Source organism: Gemmiger formicilis, from assembly GCF_018784445.1.
GTDB lineage: Bacteria > Bacillota > Clostridia > Oscillospirales > Ruminococcaceae > Gemmiger.
The window spans coordinates 84,942-103,638 of the sequence record NZ_WQOH01000031.1 but is presented as its reverse complement, the minus strand read 5'-3'; the positions used below and the strand labels follow the sequence as shown (position 1 = coordinate 103,638).

Below are 18,697 nucleotides of genomic sequence, written 5' to 3'. Positions count from 1 at the left end.
GGAATCGAACAGGACGGCCGCCCGCAGGCGGCAAAAAACAATCCTGCGGATTGTTTTTTAGTCCGTGGGAGATGGACGCACGTGTCACCAGGAAGCTCAACTTCGCAAGAGGTTGAGCTTTTTTCTTTTTATTATACATGTTAAGGAGTAGAGGAGTGCGGGAATCGAAAAGCCCGGGCCCCGCGTCCGCGTACCGCGGGGCAAAAACAGCCCTGCGGGCTGTTTTTAGGGCGGGGGAGATTCCACGCACGGCGCGAACGTAGAGGGAGTAGAGTAAAGCAACGCGGGGGTTAGTAGGGCGTAAAGGCGAAGGTGCGCGGGCGGATATGGAATCCGCCCCTACGGTGTGAAAGGGAAGGGGGCGATAGAGATACAGTGGAGGGCCGGGCATGCCCGGCCCCTACTGGGCGGTTAAAGGAAAGCAGTCGACAACAGATAGGAATCCCTCCGGCGCTGCGGCGCCACCTCCCTTTGACAAGGGAGGCAGAGGGGGCGGGCGCGGCTTGCTCCGATGGGATGCAGCACAGACACCTTGCATGAAAATGCAGGGTGTTTTTTATTGCGAATCTCCCGAAAACCCGAAAACCGTCGCCCTTGCCCTTGCATAATTTCGCTGCAGGCCTTATAATATACTATAAGTGTTATTATAAGGAGGGGTGTGCCACGGCGCAGACCAAACCACAAAAACAGGTGCTGGGCATACTGGGCGGGCTGGGGCCTGCGGCCAGCTGTTACCTGTACCAAATGCTGATCGACCACACCCCGGCCAGCTGCGATCAGGACCACATCGACATTGTTATTTCGTCGCGGGCATCGACGCCCGACCGCACGGCGTTCATCATGGGCAAAAGCAAGGATGACCCCTTTGCCGTGATGGAGCAGGACGGTTTCAGCCTGGTACACTACGGTGCCACGGTGCTGGCGATACCCTGCAACACAGCGCACTATTTTTACGACCGCCTGGCTGAGGCGCTGCCGGTACCGGTGCTGAATATGCCCCGGCTGACCGTGGCAGACGCCAAGGCGGCGGGCTGCACAAAGCTGGGCATCCTGGCGACGGACGGCACGCTGGCGGCGGAGACCTACCAGCTGGCCTGCCAGGCGCAGGACATCGACTGGGCGATACCGTCGGAGGAACACCAGCAGGAAGTCATGTCGGTGATTTACGACGACATCAAGCAGGGCAAGCGTGCCGATATGGCAAAGTTCGGCGCGGCGGTGCACGACCTGAAAAAGCAGGGTTGCGACATGGCGGTTTTGGGCTGCACCGAGTTGAGCCTGGTCAAGCGGGACGAGCACCTGGGCAAGTTTTTTATTGACAGCACCGAGGTACTGTGCCGCCACGCGCTGGAAGCGTGCGGGGTGGAACCGGTGGGGTTCTAAAGGCGCGAGGAGGCGGCTAGAGGACTGGCCGCCCTACGAAGCGGCGAAACCGCCCGGGCGCGTGTGGCTGCAGTGAACGGGCAAAGCCCTTTCGCCCTCGCGGCTCGGCCATCGCCCTTGTAAGGGCAGGCTTTTGCGGGCTTCGCCCGAATGCCCAGAATATAAAATCCAGCATAAGCGCAAAAAACACACCAAAAACGGTTTGTTTATATAAGGAGAGAAATCACAAATGGATCAGAAAAAATTTTACATCACTACGCCGATCTATTACCCCAGCGATAAGCTGCATATCGGCCACACCTACTGCACTGTTGCCACCGACGCTATGGCACGCTATAAGCGCTTGCAGGGCTATAACGTCAAGTTCCTGACCGGCACCGATGAGCACGGCCAGAAGATTGAGCTGAAAGCCAAAGAAGCAGGCGTCACCCCGCAGCAGTTCGTCGACAACATCGTCGAAGGCCCCAAGGGCGTCAAGGATCTGTGGAAGCTCATGAACATCAGCTATGACCGGTTCATCCGCACCACCGACGACTACCACGTTGCCGCCATCCAGAAAATCTTCAAAAAGATGTACGAGAAGGGCGACATTTATAAGGGCAAGTACGTCGGCAAGTACTGCACCCCCTGCGAGAGCTTCTGGACCGAGAGCCAGCTCGTCAACGGCTGCTGCCCCGACTGCGGCCGCCCCGTTGTCGATGCCGAGGAGGAGGCTTACTTCTTCCGTCTGTCCAAGTATGCAGACCGCGTGCGCGACCTGCTGGTCAACACCGACTTCCTGCTGCCGCGCTCCCGCGTCAACGAGATGGTACACAACTTCATCGATCCGGGCCTTGAGGATCTGTGCGTTTCCCGCACCAGTTTCAAGTGGGGCATCCCGGTCGATTTCGACCCCAAGCATGTCGTCTACGTCTGGATCGACGCGCTGTTCAACTACACCACGGCGCTGGGCTTCATGAATGACAAGTACCCCGACAGTGATTACGAGACCTTCTGGCCTGCTGACGTGCATTTTATCGGCAAGGAGATCGTCCGCTTCCACTCCATCATCTGGCCTGCCATGCTGATGAGTATGGATATGCCCTTGCCCAAGCACGTTTACGGCCACGGCTGGCTGCTGCTGGACGGCGGCAAAATGTCCAAGTCCAAGGGCAACGTGGTTGACCCCTACCTGCTGGCCGAGCGTTACAGCGCCGACGCGCTGCGCTACTTCCTGCTGCGCGACTTCCCGTTCGGTTCGGACGGCAACTTCTCCAACGAACTGCTCATCAACCGCATCAACATGGATCTGGCCAATGACCTCGGCAACCTGTTGAGCCGCACCACCGCCATGGCCGACAAGTACTTTGGCGGCGAGCTGCCTGCCGAGCAGGCTGAAGGCCCCGAGGATGCTGCCCTGATCGAGAAGGCCACCGCCCTGCGCGCCCGCTATGAGGCCGACATGGAGGCCTATGCCTTCCAGAATGCGCTGGCTGATGTGTTCGAGGTCATCGACAACGCAAACAAGTATATCGACGCCACCGCGCCGTGGGTGCTGGCCAAGAGCGAGGAATCCAAGCCCCGCCTGGCCCGCGTGCTGTACAACCTGGCCGAGACGCTGCGCATCTGCACCGTGCTGCTGCAGCCGTTCATGCCCGACACCTGCGAGAAGATTTTTGCGCAGCTGAATGTGGCCGCCGACGGCAAGACCTGGGACAGCGCCGCCAGCTTCGGCACGCTGCCCGCCAACGCCACCCTGCACAAGGGCGAGAACATCTTCCCCCGCATTGACGCCGCCAAGGAGCTGGCTGAGCTGGAGGCCCTGGAGGCTGCCCAGAAGGCCGCCGCACAGGCTGCCAACGCACCTGCCGAGGAGCCGAAGAAAGAGGAGGCTGCCGCTGCTTCTGCGGAGCTTATCGGTGAGCATGAGGAAGAAATCAGCTTCGACGATTTCTGCAAGGTTGAGCTGCGCGTGGCCGAGGTCCGCGCCTGCGAGCGCATGAAGGAGAGCAAGAAGCTCCTGCACCTGACCGTGTTCGACGGCGAGCGCGAGCGCTGCATCCTGTCCGGCATTGCCAAGTGGTTTGCACCCGAGGATCTGCTCGGCAAGAAGATTGGCATTGTCGCCAACCTGGCCCCCCGCCCGATGATGAAGGGCAAGTACGTCAGCGAGGGCATGATTTTTGCCGCGGACACCGATGTGGACGGCGGCTGTGCCATCGCGTTCTTCCCGGACAGCACCCCCGCCGGTGCGCGCATCCACTAAGGCGGTGCTATGCAAAAATCTAAGTTAGACCAATTTTTCTCCATCCCGGCGGCGGCCGTTTTGATGGCCGTTGTCTGCAATGTGCTGTGGGGGTCGGCATTCCCCTTCATCAAGCTGGGCTACCGCCTGTTTGCGATTGATTCCGCCGATACGGCGTCGATTTTGTGCTTCGCGGGCGTCCGCTTTATGATGGGCGCGGCGCTGGTCTGGCTGGCCGGTCTGGCGCTGAACCGCCGCCCGCTGCCGATGCCGCACGGCAAAACGCTGGCTTCGGCCTGCGGGCTGGGCCTGTGGCAGACCGCTGCACAGTATTTCTTCTACTACTCCGCCGTGGCGCTGCTGACTGGCGCGATGGGCGGTATTTTGAACAGCACCCAGAGCTTTATGGGTGTGATCCTGGCACACTTTTTGTACGGCAAGGCCGACCGGATGACCCCGCGCAAGGCGCTGGGCTGTGCGCTTGGCTTTGGCGGTGTTCTGATTGCCACGCTGGGCAACCACGGCAGCGGCAGCGCAAAGGGGATGGCGTTCATGCTGATCGCCTCCGCAATCTTTGCATCGGCCGGGCCGTGGAACAAGGCCGTGACCCAGTATGCAGACAGCTTTTCGGTCTGTGTGCTGAACCTCGGTGTTGGTGGTCTGGTGCTGGCTGTGATGGGCTTTGCCATGGGCGGCGGCCTCCACCCCGAGAGCGCCGCAGGTATCCCAGTGCTGCTGTTTTTGGCGTTTATCTCCGGTGCGGGGTATGTGATTTGGGCGCTGCTGATGAAAAACAACCCGGTCTCCCGCATTGCGGTGTTCGGTCTGATCATTCCGGTCATGAATGTGCTGCTGTCGGCGCTGCTGAACGGCGAGCCGCTGTTTGAGTGGAACTACCTCGCCGCGCTGCTGCTGGTCTGCATAGGCATTTATCTGGTCAACCGCGCCCCGCAGGAGGCCAAGGCATGACAAACATTTTTGACACCCACGCGCACTATTCCTCGCGTCAGTTTGATGCTGACCGCGCCGCACTGTTGACTGCTTTGCCTGCGGGCGGCGTGGTGGGCGTGCTGGAATGTGCCACCCACTCTGGTGATGCCGCCCGCGTGCTGGAACTGGCGCACAGTGCACCGTACTTCCACGCAGCCATCGGCATCCACCCGGAGAGCCTGATCGAGGAGGACGCCGCCACGGTGGCCGTTTATCACGGCGATTGGCGTGCCGAGCTGGCCGCCATGCGCCCGCTGTTTGAAGATAAGTCGGTCGTGGCGGTGGGGGAAATCGGCCTCGACCACCACTGGCCGGTGCCCCGGCAGGAGCAGTACGACCTGTTTGAGGCACAATTACAACTTGCGAAAGAGCTGGATTTGCCGGTGTCGGTCCACGACCGCGAGGCCCACGCCGAAATGTACGAGCTGCTGCGCAAATATAAGCCGCGCGGCGCACTGCACTGTTACAGCGGCAGCGCCGACGACGCGGCCTGGCTGGTGGAACAGGGTATGTACCTGGGCTTTGGCGGCGCTGTGACCTACAAAGGGGCCAAGCGTGCGGCCAAGGTGCTGGCCGCCATCCCGCACGAGCGGGCGCTGCTGGAAACCGACTGCCCCTACATGGCCCCCGAGCCGGTGCGCGGCACCCGCAACGACAGCCGCAACATTGCCCACGTGGCGGCGTACATCGGTACGATTTGGGACATGGACGCCCAGGCTGTGCTGGACCAGACCGCCCAAAACGCCAAGGCTTGCTTTGGCGTGTAAAATGCTGTAATATACAGATGTATATTGAATAAAAAATTCAGGAGTGACTTACCATGAAAGCACGTATCCCTAAACATCGCGAATTTATCATTGATTTCCCGCAGGATATGGATCAGGCCAAGGCTAACGAGGGCTGGAACAAGCTGAACGAGATTGTGGAGGAGTACAAGAAGGCCCACAACGGCCAGAGCGTTTACTCCGCGACCTTTATTGAGGACTGCGAGCCTGCTGTGAAGAAGCTGCAGGAAGAGTACGGCTTCAACTACACCATTCAGGAAATCAAGTAATTTGCACCGGCGGACAACTGCGTCCGCCGGTTTTTGGTTATGGCAAAGGGGGAGACAAGAATGCAAAAGACCGTGATACGCCCGGCGGGGGAGGGGGATATCCCCGCCATCATTGCGCTGTACCGCGAGCTGGACGCCGCCATGGTGGATCTGCAGCCGGAGTTTTTCTGCGAGGCCCCGCGGGAAGAAGCGGAGATCAGCAGCACCGTCAAGGCGCAGGACGCGGATTTTCTGCTGGCTGAGCAGGACGGCACACCGGTGGGCTTTGCGCTTGTCACCTACGCCGGGTGGACGCCCGCGTACAGCTGCGTGCTGCCCCACCGCTACGCCCGGCTGGAAGATCTGGTCGTCGGCAAGGCTTACCGCGGCCGGGGCATCGGCGGCGAACTGCTGGCCGCCGCCAAGCGCTGGGCCCGGAACCGGCGGCTGGAATACGTAGAACTGAATGTTTTAGCCCAGAATGAAAGCGCTGTAAAACTCTACGAGTCGCAGGATTTTGTCGAAGCGACGAAGGTTATGCGGTGTATGCTGTGAAAACCGCTCTGTAGGGGCCGGGCATGCCCGGCCCGCAGGTTTACGGCTGCACCCCTTTCGCGGTTGATTTGCAGGGCGGGGCTTGACCCCTTTGCGGGGCGTCGGGGACGCCGCCCCCTACAGGCATAACCCGCAAAGTTTCTCACTCCCGCAAATGGGCATGGCGGCCTGGGGGCAGGCCGCCCTACGCCCTCCCGTGAATTAGGTTTGCAGGGGAGGGATTCATCCCTCCCGGGTTGTGCGCCCATATTGCTGCACAACACAAAAAGCCGGGGCGAACATTTCGTTCGCCCCGGCGGTCTTACTTCTTCGGAGTCATAGCCTCATAACCCTTTTTCGTTATTTTTCGGACTGTTTCCGCATCGTCATGGGAATCATCCTATCTTTTTGCGAATTTTGATTGCCCTTTCAGGATCTTACTAACTGTTCATTGGACTTACCCTCTGGTTCGTTATTTGCTCAAAAGCATTTGTGGAACGGAGTAATGGTCGTTATTAAGATCGTTCCTGGGGTCTGGGTCTGATGCTGAGGACCAAAGCCTCTTAACTCTAGTACATTGGAGTTTCTCCTTGGTAATCAGGTGAAATTCAGGCGCTTCCTGTTCGGCGGAGTGGTGACGGTCATCTCTACCAGCCTTCTTTCTTCCTGATCTATATGTTATGCTGGGGGTCTGTTTTGACGGCCCCTGGGTCTGCTAAACGAAGTTGTAAGCAACCGTGCATCGCGTTCTTTTTGCTTTCTGTACAGGTTATGACCTGCGGCTTTGGATGCGGTCCTTATCTTGTCAGCAGGCCCAGGCCCGCCGGTGGTGAATGGGATCTTTGAAGTTTGCCATTGGACTTGAGCCTCCTTCCTTACGAATCCTAGCCGGCGGCCTTTACTTTGTCTTTCCGTCTTCTGCCCTCGTGCTGCTGGATCGGAGTCCTTAAAGTACTTCCTTTTTCACTCCCCGACTTTAGGGAACTTCTGGAAGATCTTCTTTAAGATGTCGGTCTGTTCACGATCGGTCTTTATGAAGATTTGTTGGAAAGTGGCAACTCTTGGAGTTCTTAACTCCTTATCTCCGGCTGTTTTCTTTCTGTGACTATACTATATCACAGCCTTGGGATTTCGTCTATTCGCAGACCGCACAAGCTTTATATGCAATATTTGTGCATAATCAGGATTGATTGTTCCATATCGAAAATGGTATAATAAATATGTTGGGCGCGTGTACGCCAACATAAAACCGCTGCTTCTTGGAAAAAAGAAGCAGCGGTTTTTCGCTATATTGGCTTCCCCCGAGGGGGAAGCTGTCGGCGGCCCCGCTCGCCGACTGATGAGGGGCAAACTTACTGTAATTGCCCATGAATGGGTTGCTGAGGCAAACTCGCCCCTCATCCGGCCCTGCGGGGCCACCGCACCCCTTCTGGCGCTGCGCGCCACCTCCCCCGTATCGGGGGAGTCTGTCCCCAAGGGGGAAGCCTTGGAGCTTTTTTACATCGTCTCCGGGGCGTTCACCTTGAACATCGTCAAAATGTTATGGATGACCCCGCGCACGGCCAGGCAGAGGGCAATGCGGCCCTGCTGCACGGTACCCTCGGCATCCAGGATGCGGCAGGCGTTGTAGAAGCGGTGGTAGGCGGACGCCACATCAATGCAGTAGCGGGTGATGCGGGCCGGGTCGTACTTCTCGGCGGCGGCGGCGATCTCGGCGGGGAAGGCGGCCAGCAGGCGGATGAGCGCCTGCTCGGCGGGGTCGGTCAGCACGCTGGCGTCCACGGCGTCCGCGCCCGCAAACTTTACGCCCTCGCTCTCGAGCTTTTTCAGCACCGAGCAGATGCGCGCGTGGGCGTACTGCACGTAGTAGACCGGGTTCTCGCTGTCGTTGCGCACGGCCAGGTCCAGGTCAAAGTCCAGCGTGGAGGAGCTCTCGCGCTGGTTGAAGAAGAACCGCGCGGAATCGATGGGCACTTCGTCCAGCAGGTCGGTCAGGGTGATGGCCTTGCCGGTGCGCTTGCTCATACGCACGGGCTTGCCGTCGCGCATCAGGTTGACCATCTGCATCAGCACGATGTCCAGGCGGCTGCCGTCCAGACCGATGGCGTCCATCGCGCCCTTCATGCGGGCAACATGGCCGTGGTGGTCGGCGCCCCAGACGTCGATGGCCTTGTCAAAGCCGCGCACGGCCAGCTTGTTGTAGTGGTAGGCGATATCGGCCGCAAAATAGGTGGGGATACCGTTGGCGCGGACGAGCACCTCGTCCTTGGCCTCCTCCTCGCTGCCGTCTTCGGTCTTGCGCTTGTTCACAACGCCGTACTTGGCGGCGTATTGGGCGCTGCGGTACATGATGGCACCGTCCTCGGCCTTGTAGCAGGCGCCGGTCTCCAGCAGCTTGTCCACCACGGCCTTGACTGCGCCGGAGTTGTGCAGGTCGCTCTCATGGAACCAGACATCGTACTCGATGCGGTACTTGCCGAGGTCGCGCTGCAGACCGGCGATGTTCTTGGGCAGGGCATCGGCCACAATGGCTTTTTTCAGCTCGTCAAAGTCCTTGTTGACGTAGGCGTCGCCGTGGACGGCGGCAAACTCCTTGGCGCGGGCGATGATATCCGCACCCTGGTAGCACTCTTCGGGCAGGGGGCAGGCGTCCTCGCCCTTGTAGAGCTGCAAATAGCGGATGGCAAGGCTCTTGCCGAATTTCTCGATCTGGTTGCCCGCATCGTTGATGTAGAACTCGCGGGTCACGTCATAACCGGCCCAGTCCAGGCAGGCGGCCAGGCCGTCGCCCAGGGCACCGCCGCGGGCGTTGCCCATATGCATGGGGCCGGTGGGGTTGGCCGAAACGAACTCGACATTGTAGCGCTTGCCTGCGCCAACGTCGGTGCGGCCGTACTCGGGGCTGGCCACGGCGGCACGCACAACGCTGGTGAACCAGTCCTGGCCAAGGAACAGGTTGATGAAGCCAGGGCCTGCGACCTCGAAGCGGTCAAACAGGCTGCCGCCCAGCTGCAATTTTGCGGTGATGGCCTCGGCGATCTGGCGCGGGGCCTTGTGGAACGCGCGGGCACCGGCCATGGCAACATTGGATGCGATATCGCCGTTTTTGACGTCGGCCGGGATCTCGACGATGAAGTCGGGCAGCGCAGCCTCGGGCAGGGCACCGTCAGCGACGGCTGCCTTGACGGCATCGGTCAGCAGCGCACGCGCCTGTGCCAGCGCCGCCGCACGGGGGTTGTAGTTTTTATAATCCATGATGAACCTCCTGTGGGGGATTTTTCTATGATAACGCCGTAGGGGCCGGGCAGGCCCGGCCCGCGGCTTTGCCTTTACAGAGTGCTTTCCGGTAGGCTGAGAGCCGTAGGGGCAGCGTGTTTTTAAGATTCCGGCAGCTTATCGACCGTAATGTCAACAAGATTCCGGCTGATGAAACTCTCGGCACCGGAATCCAGCGTGTAGCTGAATTGCAGCTTGCCGCCGTTTTCGTCCAGCGCGTGCTCGATGACGTCAGCGGACACGCCCAGACTGATGGCACCGTACCCCGTCTCGTAATGGCAGAGGTGGCGGGTGCCCTTCTCGATGACGAGCTGACTCGTCTGCTTGCCGAACCGCAGCATCGAGACTTTGCGCGCGTCGTCGGCCACCTTTACCGTTGTCGTGCAGCCCTCGTAGCCGGTGGCCTCGGTCTCTTTGTATACAATATAGTAAGCGCCATCCTTGTGTACCAGTGAGCCGCGCGTCATCAGCTCCACGGTGTCCGTGTCGCCGCGCTGCTCCATCGTGCCCTTGATGGTGATGAGATATTTTTCTTCCATGGTGTACCTCTACTAAAAGCCTTCCCCCTCGGGGACAGACTCCCCCGATACGGGGGAGGTGGCGCGCAGCGCCAGAAGGGGTGCGGTGGCCCGCAAGGCCGGATGAGGGGCGACCTTGCCATTACTGCCTGTAAATGGGTAATGCCCGGAAACTTCGCCCTCATCAGTCACCTTCGGTGACAGCGCTCAATATGTTTCGATCGCAATGCGCTCCACCGTTCCGCCGGCGTATTCGCCTAAGAACGTGTGGGCCAGCTCGTCGAAATTGTCCGGTGTGTCGCTGACAAAATACTTCGCCGTGCCGCCGCTGGTCTTGCCGTTCAGCAGCCCCAGGTCGTCCAGCGCGGCCGCGGCGGCCTGCGCCGTCACCTTGCCGGAATCCACCAGATGCACGTCGCCGCCCATAAAATCGCCGATCATCTTTTTCAGCAGCGGATAGTGTGTGCAGCCCAAAATCAGCGTGTCAACGCCCGCGTCCTTCAGCTCCTGCAGATACTCCGCAATGATGAGCTTTGTGACCGGGTTGCCGTCGTTGAAATAGCCGTTTTCCACCAGCGGCACGAACATCGGGCAGGCCCGGGCGAAAATCTCCACCTCGGGCATCATGTCGCGGATGACCGCCGCATAGGACCCGCTGCGCACCGTCGCCGCCGTGCCGATGATACCCACTTTTTTGTTGCGGGTCGCATCCACTGCCGCGCGGGCCGTCGCGCCCACCACGCCGGTGAACGGCACGGGCAGTTTGGCGGCTTCCTCAGGCGGATAGGTCGAGGACACCGTACCGCAGGCAGCAATGATGAATTTTACGTCCTGCTGCAATAAAAAGCGGATATCCTGCCGCGCGTACTGCACAATGATGTCCCGCCCGCGGCTGCCGTAGGGCACGCGGCCGGTGTCGCCAAAGTAGACGATATCCTCGCCGGGCAGCACGCGGCGCAGCTGGCGCACGGCGGTCAGCCCGCCCAGGCCGCTGTCAAAAACGCCGATGGGGCGCGGGTCCATCAGTAGGCCCCCTTCCGGCGGTGCAGGGCCAGCTGCAGCAGCTTATCGACCAGTGCCGCATAGCTCAGCCCCTCGTGCTCCATCAGCTTGGGGTACATACTGATGGGCGTAAAGCCGGGCAGGGTGTTCAGCTCGTTGCACAAAACGCGCCCGGTGCCGCGCTCCACAAAGAAGTCGCAGCGGGACAGACCCGCGCAGTTCAGCGCCAGATAGGCCTTGCGGGCCTCGGCCTTCACCTCGTCGAGCTTTTCCTCGCTCAAATGGGCGGGGATGACGGTCTGGGACACGCCGTTTTTGTACTTGTCGTCGTAGGTGTAGAACTCGGCCCCGGCCAGAATCTCGCCCGGGCGGGTCGTCATGACGCTGGCGGGGTCGTCAGGGTTGCCGATGGCGGCACACTCGACCTCCTGCGCGTCGATGAACTCCTCAAACACGACCTTGTCGTCCTCGCGCAGGGCAATCTCAACCGCCTGCTCCAGCATGGCGCGGTCGGCCGCCTTGGAGATACCCACGCTGGAACCCGCATTGGCGGGTTTGACAAAGATGGGATAGCCCAGCTTTGCCTCCACGGCGTCCAGCACCACGGGGCCGTTCAGCGCCAGGTCGGCGCGGGTGGCGGCCACCCACTTGCAGTGGGGCACGCCCGCAGCGTCCATCAGGGCGTTGGCAACGGCTTTGTCCATGCAGACGGCGCTGCCCAGCACGCCGCAGCCCACGTAGGGGATGCGGGCCATCTCAAACAGGCCCTGAATGGTGCCGTCCTCGCCGTTTTTGCCGTGCATGACCGGGGCGCAGATGTCAATGCGGACAAGCTCGGCCTTGCCGTCTTTCAGCAGCCAGATACCGTGGTCCGCGCGGTCCGGGCTGAGCACACAGGGCGTGCAGCTGCCCTGCTCCCAACTGCCGTCGGCCATGGCCTCGGGCGTGGGGTGGCAGGCCAGCCAGCGGCCGGTCTTGGTGATGCCCACCGGGAATACCTCATATTGTTCTGCGCAGGGGCTTTGGCCCAGGGCGCGCAGCCAGGCCGAGGCCGACACGCAGCTGACCTCATGCTCGCTGGAGACGCCGCCGAAGAAGAGCGCAACGCGCAGCTTGGAATTACTATTCATCAAAAAGACTCCCTTTGTAAAATTGCGCGGCCCCTTGGGGCACACTACAAGTCTTCAGCTTATAATCATAACATATTATGCGGCCGTTGGCTAGATTATTTTTACGATTTTTTAGGCGAATATATCGTAGGGGGAGAGATTTATCCCGCCCGGCGGACTTCCTAGGCAGATGTACGGCCAAAACGCCGCCGCCCTGTAGGGACCGCACATGTGCGGCCCGCAGCTTCATGTAGGGAACCCTGCGGGGCGGCGAGGACGCCGCCCCCTACAACCGAAGGCCGCTATAAAACAAAAAACGACCCGCCATCCCGGCGGGTCAGTCGTCCAGCTTGATTTTGTAGTGGGTCAGCAGTTCGGCCTGCTCCAGCAGCAGCCGCCGTTGGCTGGGGGTAAAGCTGCGGAACAGCGCCAGCAGCTGGCGCTCGTCGTCCGTCACCGGGGATTTGTGCCCCAGCAGATAGTCGATGCTGACCCCAAAATAATCCGCAATGCGCCGCAGGGTGTCGTAGTCAGGTTCACGGATGCCCTGTGTATAGTTACTGAGCGTCGAGGCACTCAAGCACAATTTGGGTGCAAGGTCTTTAATTTTGATTTCTTCGCAGTCAATCAAATAGCGTAAACGTTCGTTAAATTCCATAAATTTGCCTTTTTCCATAAAACTTTGGTTTGAGAATAGCAGAAAAACACAAAACGAGTTGCAAAAGCACGACTTGGCTTGACAAAGCACGAAATGTGTTATAAAATGACAATATGAAATGCCGACATGGCGCTGAAATGTTGGTGTAAAAGAGAAAAATTTGGAGGAAAACAAGGTGTTCAAAAAACTGACAGACAAAAAGGGTTTCACTCTCGTCGAGCTGATTGTTGTTCTGGTCATTCTGGCAATCCTGGCCGCGCTGCTGGTTCCCGCGTTGACGGGGTATATTGATAAGGCTCGCAACAAGCAGATTATCGCTGAGACGCGCTCCGCTGTTATGGCGGCACAGACGTTGGTTGATGAGGCTTACGCTAATACGTCGAAGGCTGTTGAGGACACGACGACTGCTGCAACTGACAAGGTTGTTGTTGGCGATAAGGATGTTACTTACGAAGCAATTGCTAAACTGGCAGAATTGGATCAGACCAAGATTTCTGGCGTTATGATTACCAAGGACGGTAAACTTAAGCAGTTGATTTACAAAGATGGAAAGACTTGCTATTACAGCACTTCTACTCCTACTGGCGTAGGTACGGCAATTGAGACTAATGGTAACTACTATGTCTACAACAGTGCTTCAAATGCTGCCGGTGGTAACACCCCGGGCAACAACGGCTAATTCCTTTATCTAAATGTTCTCCCACCACCTCCCGTGGTGGGATTTTTCATACCCTCTACCTTATAATACCCGCTCTGTAGGGGCCGGGCATGCCCGGCCCGCAGCCTTGCCATAGCCGCGCGGCCCCGGGTCAGCCGTAGGGGAGGGATTCATCCCTCCCGCAGAAAAGCCTCCCTTGTCAAAGGGAGGTGGACGCCGAAGGCGGCCGGAGGGATTCTGACGGGCCTTGCCCTGCACGCCGTCACCCCCGCAGCCGGGCGGGAATCCCTCCGCCTCGCTTGCGCTCGGCACCTCCCTTTGACAAGGGAGGCCTTTCGACAATCCGCCCCTACAACCTCCGAAAGGCGGTTACCATGCCTCAGACACCAAAGCTTTCTCCACAACAAAAGGTCGCGCTTGTGGAAAAAATAATATCCGGCGAGACCAGCCGCCAAGCGGCGGCGAAAAGCGTCGGCGTCAGTGTCACGGCGGTGCGCCAATGGCTGCGCATCTATGAGGCCGAAGGCCCGGACGGTCTGGCCCCGCGCACGACGTCCCGCCACCTGACCGCCGAGGAAAAACAGGCCGCCGTCGCCGCCTACCTGGCGGGGGAAGGCTCGCTGTTTGATATCTGCAAAAAATACGGCATCCGCAGTACCCAAAACCTGCAAAAAATGGTCGAGACTGTGCAGGCAGGCGGCACACTGCGCGGCTACCATGGGGCGTCGCGCCACAAGGGCACGGCCTACACCACGGCCGCCGACCGGGAAAAGATCGTGCGGGAATGCCTGCAAAACGGCTGCGATTACGGCGTGGCTGCGTTAAAATATAACGTGGACTATAAGGCGCTTGTACGGTGGGTGGGGCAGTACCGCGCGGGCGGGGCGGCCGCTTTGCACGACGCCCGCCACAGCAGCGAGGGCACAAGCCGCGCCAAGGGGCGTGAGCGCACTGTGCCGCCGATGCAGCGGCTGGTCATTGTGCTGGACTGCCTGGAAAACGAGAAAAATTACGGCGCTATGGCGCAGAAATACGCCGTGGCCTACCACCAGGTCTACCGCTGGGTGCAGCGCTACCTGCGCGACGGCTGGCGCGGCATGAACGACAAGCGCGGCCCCACCGATGACCCCGGCCCGGAGAGGGAGTGGGCGCGCGTGGCCCCCGCCAATGAGGACGCCGCAGAAAAATGGGTGGCCCGGTGTGCGGGCGTGCCGGACGCCCTGCCCGCCCTGCTGCGCCGCGCCGGGTGCAGTTGGTGCGTGATTGCAAAAATTTTGTTTGATCTGGCGAGGATGTAGTGCTGTACGATGAAAAACATTGTAGAGCCGTAGGGGCCGGGCATGCCCGGCCCGCGGGTGTAAGGCAGCGGGGCATCTGGGGGAAAGCTGCGGGCCGCATATATGCGGCCCCTACAGGGCGGCGGCGCTTTGGCCGTGCATCTGTACGAGAGGAATAAATACGCAAAAAACTTTCGGCGGCCCTATTGACACGCCCTTGCTTTTGTGGTAAACTAATCGATGTAAAAAAAGCAGCAACCGGCAGTAGGCCGTCGGCTCACCTTGCAGGGTTTGTCAAAACCCCGGGTCATACCATGATACGCACTAGGTGCGCAACTTCGTATGTTCGGCGGCTGCTTTCAATGGCAGCCGCTTTTGTCTTTATCATACACTTGTGGGAGGTGTGTTACAATCGCCAGCAACAGCAAATCCAACGAACTGGAGATCAATGAGCAGATCCGCGACAAAGAGATCCGCTTGATCGGCGCGGACGGTGCACAGATGGGCATTATGAGCCCCCGCGATGCACTGAAAATGGCTATCGACAAGGACCTTGATCTGGTCAAGGTCGCACCGCAGGCCAAGCCGCCGGTGTGCAAAATTCTTGATTACGGTAAATACCGGTTCGAGATGCAGAAAAAGGAAAAGGAAGCCAAGAAAAACCAGAAAGTGGTTGAACTCAAGGAAATCCGCCTGTCTCTGAACATCGACACCAACGACTTCAACACCAAGGTGAATCAGGCTGCTAAGTTCCTGCAGCAGGGCCACAAGCTCAAGGTGAGCATCCGGTTCCGCGGCCGCGAAATGGCGCATACCAGCTTAGGTCTGGACGTCCATAAGCGTTTTGCCGAGGCGTTGGTGGGCAAGGCCGTCATCGACAAGCAGCCCAAGCTTGAGGGCCGCAGCATGATGATGTTCATGTCCCCCGTTCCCAACAAGTAAGAAAGTAAACTCTCTAGGAGGAAACAACAATGGCTAAAATGAAGCTCAAGACCCTTTCCGGCGCCAAGAAGCGCTTCAAGATGACTGCTTCCGGCAAGATCAAGCGCAATGCGTCCAAGCGCCGTCACATTCTGACCAAGAAGACCACCAAGCTCACTCGTGGCCTGCGTATGCCCAAGTACGTTGACAAGACCAACGAGGCTGCTGTCAAGAAAATGATGCCCTACGGTGGCTAATCGCTACGACATTTAAAGGTCAGTTTACTACCAGTTATAGACAAAGGAGATATAAAACATGGCTCGTATTAAAGGCGCTACCATGACGCACAAGCGTCGTGCTAAGACTCTCAAGCTCGCAAAGGGTTACTACGGTGCTAAGTCCAAGCACTTCCGCATGGCCAAGCAGGCCGTTATGAAGAGCGGCAACTACGCTTTCGTTGGCCGTAAGCAGAAGAAGCGCCAGTTCCGCAACCTGTGGATCACCCGCATCAACAACGCTGTTCGTGCTCAGGGTATGAACTACTCCACCTTCATGAACGGCCTGAAGAAGGCCGGCGTCGAGCTGAACCGCAAGATGCTGTCTGAGATGGCCATCCACGATCCCGCCAGCTTCAATGCGCTGGTCGAGACCGCCAAGAAGGCTCTGTAATAGCTTGCTAAAAAGACTCGCGCACACGCGCGAGTCCTTTTGTGTTTAAAGGGAAGTTTGTGGTGCGGCGGCCAGAGGACTGGCCGCCCTACAAGGCGGCAAGGTCGTAGGGCGGGCAGTCCTCTGCCCGCCGCACCTCATCCGAGCGCGGCCCCAAGCCTTCCCCTTGAGGACAGGCTCCCCCGATACGGGGGAGGTGGCGCGTAGCGCCAGAGGGGGAGCGGTGGCCCGCAGGCCGGATGAGGTGGAACTGTCCGGCAGACTGCCGTTTCTCTTTATTCACACAATTTAGTTGATTTTATACAAAAGGGGCGCTACAATGGAAACGATCACCAGCCGCGATAACGCCAAGATCAAATACGCCTGTGCTGTGCGCGATACCGAAAAGCAGCGTGCCGCCGACGGCGTGTTCTTTGCCGAAGGGCCAAAACTCTGCCTGGAACTGGCGAAAAGCTGCACGCCGCGCGTGGTGTATGCCACGGCGGCGGCGCTGGCCAAAACGCCGGAACTGGCAAGATTCGACCCCGCCGAGATCGCGCCCCATGTGGCGGAAAAGCTCAGCGGTACCAAGTCCAACCAGGGCGTGTTTGCGCTGTTTGAGACGCCCGTGCCGCCCGCTGACATTTTGAACACGGCCCGCCGCATCTTGGCGCTGGAGGGCGTGCAGGACCCCGGCAACGTGGGTACGCTGCTGCGCAGCGCCGCGGCCTTCGGCTTTGACGCCGTCGTGCTGGGACCGGGCTGCGCGTCGCCTTTGTCGCCCAAAACGCTGCGGTCCTCGATGGGCGCGGCCGGGCGGCTGCCGACGCTGCACACCGAGGATTTACCCGCGGCGCTGCAAAAGCTGCGTGCCCGGGGCGTCACGACGCTGGCGACGGCGCTGTACCGTTCCCGCCCGCTGGACGAGGCCGGAAACGACTTCCCGGGCGGGCTGTGCGTCGTCATCGGCAGCGAGGGCCAGGGCCTGACGGATGCCACCGTCGAAGCCTGCGACATGGCCGTGCGCATCCCGATGACCGACCGTGTCGAGAGTTTGAACGCCGCCGTGGCGGGCAGCGTGCTGTTGTGGCATTTCAGGGGCGTGTAAGCAGACATCCGGAAGCTGCTGTGCGGCGGCCAGGGGACTGGCCGCCCTACGGGGCAACAGCGGGCGTAGGGCGGGCAGTCCTCTGCCCGCCGCTATGCAGCCGAGAGGATAAAAGGGGGCATCCACCATGGACAAAACACTGGCTTGGCTCTGGCTGGCGGATGCCGTCGGCTCGGGGTGCCAATATGCGCGGGAACTGCTGGACCTGTACCCGGACCCGGCGGAACTGTACGATATCCTGCGTGTTGGGACTGAGGCCCCGCCCGCCTGTTTGAGCGCCCACGCGCTGGCACAGCTGCGGGATACGACGCCGTTTGACTATGAGGAACGGCTCGACCACTGCCTGTTGTCGGGCATCGATATCCTGACGCCCGACGAGGGCACCTACCCGGACCGCCTGCGTGATCTGCCCGATTTGCCGCTGGTACTTTACGTGACCGGCAGCGCTGCCTGCCTGAACGGCGGGCGGTACGCGGGCATGGTGGGCACCCGCCGCCCCAGCGCCTACGGGCGGCAGGCGGCGTTTGACCTGTCTCTGGCGATGGCACAGGCGGGCGTGGTGCTGGTCAGCGGCATGGCGGACGGCCTGGACAGCGAAGCCCACCGCGCCGCCGTGCAGGCGGAGGTGCCCACCGTGGCGTTCCTGGGCACGGCCATCGATAAGACCTACCCCGCCGCCAACGCCAAGCTGCGCACCGCCATCGAAAAGGGCGGCGGTGTGGTCTGCAGCGAGTACCCGCCCGGCTACACAGGCCGCACGACCGGCACATTCTTGGCCCGCAATCGGCTGATTGCCGCCCAGAGCGAGGTACTCTGCGTGGCCGAGGCCCGCACCCGCAGCGGTACGCTGAACACCGTGGGCCACGCCGAGCGGCTGGGCCGCCCGGTGCTGGCCGTGCCCGGCAGCATTTACAGTGCGTTGAGCGAGGGCACGAACGAACTGCTGTGTACCCACCGCGCCGAGCCGCTGTGCAAAGCCGCCGACGCGCTGGACATACTGGGGATTGGCGCAGAGACCGCCGACCCGGCACAGCAGCGGTTTGACCCCGCCGCCGTCAGTCCCGACGCGCAGGCAGTCTACGCCGTTTTGAAGCCCACGCCCCAGGGCATCGACGCCCTGTGTGCCGCCGCCCGCCTGCCCGCCGGCCGCGTGCTGGCGGCCTGTACGGAGCTGGAACTTATGGGCGGTGCACAGGCCCAGCCGGGACGCAGATATATTGCGCTATAAGATAATAGATAATAAAAAAAGGAGTGCGCGCAGCGCAAAATTTTGAGCAGGCCAACGGCCTGCAATCCACAATATTTCTTATCTTTTATCTCTTATCTATTATCTAAAATACTTTTTCATTGAGGTAGCT

The 18,697-nt window shown here is 60.0% G+C and carries 18 protein-coding genes; 13 read left to right on the top strand and 5 right to left on the bottom strand.

From position 1 onward, the window contains the following. The first annotated feature begins 690 nt into the window (after window positions 1-690). The 6 genes from GPK89_RS10575 (at window position 691) to GPK89_RS10550 (ending at window position 6,185) form a co-directional block, all read left to right on the top strand. Window positions 691-1,383: an aspartate/glutamate racemase family protein gene (locus GPK89_RS10575; RefSeq protein WP_215692957.1), complete on the top strand. Its 693-nt coding sequence runs from the start codon at window positions 691-693 to the stop codon at window positions 1,381-1,383. Window positions 1,384-1,612: 229 nt separating this feature from the next. Continuing rightward, the gene (gene metG / locus GPK89_RS10570; protein ID WP_215692955.1) at window positions 1,613-3,628 is read left to right on the top strand and encodes a methionine--tRNA ligase; all 2,016 of its coding nucleotides are present in this window, start codon (window positions 1,613-1,615) and stop codon (window positions 3,626-3,628) included. 9 nt (window positions 3,629-3,637) lie between these two features. After that, window positions 3,638-4,576, top strand: coding sequence for a DMT family transporter (locus GPK89_RS10565; RefSeq protein ID WP_215692953.1), 939 nt, complete (start codon window positions 3,638-3,640; stop codon window positions 4,574-4,576). Further along, the gene (locus tag GPK89_RS10560) at window positions 4,573-5,364 is read left to right on the top strand and encodes a TatD family hydrolase (RefSeq protein WP_215692951.1); all 792 of its coding nucleotides are present in this window, start codon (window positions 4,573-4,575) and stop codon (window positions 5,362-5,364) included. Before GPK89_RS10565 ends, GPK89_RS10560 begins: the two co-directional genes overlap by 4 nt. Window positions 5,365-5,417: 53 nt before the next feature. After that, window positions 5,418-5,651 carry a methylenetetrahydrofolate dehydrogenase gene (locus GPK89_RS10555; RefSeq protein WP_215692949.1) on the top strand — a complete coding sequence of 78 codons (234 nt, stop codon included), beginning with the start codon at window positions 5,418-5,420 and terminating at the stop codon, window positions 5,649-5,651. A 60-nt stretch (window positions 5,652-5,711) separates the two neighbouring features. Next, window positions 5,712-6,185: a GNAT family N-acetyltransferase gene (locus GPK89_RS10550; RefSeq protein WP_215692947.1), complete on the top strand. Its 474-nt coding sequence runs from the start codon at window positions 5,712-5,714 to the stop codon at window positions 6,183-6,185. A 1,476-nt stretch (window positions 6,186-7,661) separates the two neighbouring features. On the opposite strand, the gene argS is transcribed toward GPK89_RS10550, so the two are convergent. The 5 genes from argS to GPK89_RS10525 all read right to left on the bottom strand — a co-directional run bounded on the left by argS (window position 7,662) and on the right by GPK89_RS10525 (window position 12,727). Further along, window positions 7,662-9,419: an arginine--tRNA ligase gene (gene argS, locus GPK89_RS10545; protein WP_215692945.1), complete on the bottom strand. Its 1,758-nt coding sequence runs from the start codon at window positions 9,417-9,419 to the stop codon at window positions 7,662-7,664. A gap of 122 nt (window positions 9,420-9,541) precedes the next feature. Then, window positions 9,542-9,979, bottom strand: coding sequence for a DUF1934 domain-containing protein (locus tag GPK89_RS10540; protein ID WP_215692944.1), 438 nt, complete (start codon window positions 9,977-9,979; stop codon window positions 9,542-9,544). A gap of 186 nt (window positions 9,980-10,165) precedes the next feature. Next, complete coding sequence (gene murI, locus GPK89_RS10535) at window positions 10,166-10,981, bottom strand: glutamate racemase (protein WP_215692943.1); 816 nt, start codon at window positions 10,979-10,981, stop codon at window positions 10,166-10,168. Continuing rightward, entirely contained in the window at window positions 10,981-12,090 is a 1,110-nt protein-coding gene (locus tag GPK89_RS10530; RefSeq protein ID WP_215692942.1) for a D-alanine--D-alanine ligase family protein, read from the bottom strand. The genes murI and GPK89_RS10530 overlap by 1 nt, the downstream gene beginning before the upstream one ends. A 316-nt stretch (window positions 12,091-12,406) precedes the next feature. Continuing rightward, the gene (locus GPK89_RS10525) at window positions 12,407-12,727 is read right to left on the bottom strand and encodes a helix-turn-helix domain-containing protein (protein ID WP_215692941.1); all 321 of its coding nucleotides are present in this window, start codon (window positions 12,725-12,727) and stop codon (window positions 12,407-12,409) included. A 160-nt stretch (window positions 12,728-12,887) separates the two neighbouring features. Here GPK89_RS10525 and GPK89_RS16270 point away from each other — a divergent pair, with 160 nt between their 5' ends. From GPK89_RS16270 to GPK89_RS10490, 7 genes are all read left to right on the top strand, one after another. After that, window positions 12,888-13,406 (top strand): type II secretion system protein, encoded by a 519-nt coding sequence (locus GPK89_RS16270; protein WP_252261631.1) that lies wholly within the window; start codon window positions 12,888-12,890, stop codon window positions 13,404-13,406. 353 nt (window positions 13,407-13,759) lie between these two features. Further along, a complete protein-coding gene (locus GPK89_RS10515) occupies window positions 13,760-14,683 on the top strand; it encodes a transposase (RefSeq protein ID WP_252261630.1) in 924 nt (307 codons plus the stop codon). Between the two features lie 354 nt (window positions 14,684-15,037). After that, complete coding sequence (gene infC / locus GPK89_RS10510; RefSeq protein WP_374116781.1) at window positions 15,038-15,604, top strand: translation initiation factor IF-3; 567 nt, start codon at window positions 15,038-15,040, stop codon at window positions 15,602-15,604. A 29-nt stretch (window positions 15,605-15,633) separates the two neighbouring features. Continuing rightward, the gene (gene rpmI / locus GPK89_RS10505; protein ID WP_078783375.1) at window positions 15,634-15,840 is read left to right on the top strand and encodes a 50S ribosomal protein L35; all 207 of its coding nucleotides are present in this window, start codon (window positions 15,634-15,636) and stop codon (window positions 15,838-15,840) included. A 58-nt stretch (window positions 15,841-15,898) separates the two neighbouring features. Beyond that, window positions 15,899-16,252, top strand: coding sequence for a 50S ribosomal protein L20 (gene rplT, locus GPK89_RS10500; RefSeq protein WP_078783376.1), 354 nt, complete (start codon window positions 15,899-15,901; stop codon window positions 16,250-16,252). A 319-nt stretch (window positions 16,253-16,571) separates the two neighbouring features. Continuing rightward, window positions 16,572-17,339: a TrmH family RNA methyltransferase gene (locus GPK89_RS10495; RefSeq protein ID WP_215692937.1), complete on the top strand. Its 768-nt coding sequence runs from the start codon at window positions 16,572-16,574 to the stop codon at window positions 17,337-17,339. A 127-nt stretch (window positions 17,340-17,466) separates the two neighbouring features. Next, window positions 17,467-18,567, top strand: a complete 1,101-nt coding sequence (locus GPK89_RS10490; protein WP_215692935.1) for a DNA-processing protein DprA — start codon at window positions 17,467-17,469, stop codon at window positions 18,565-18,567. The last annotated feature ends 130 nt before the right edge of the window (window positions 18,568-18,697 follow it).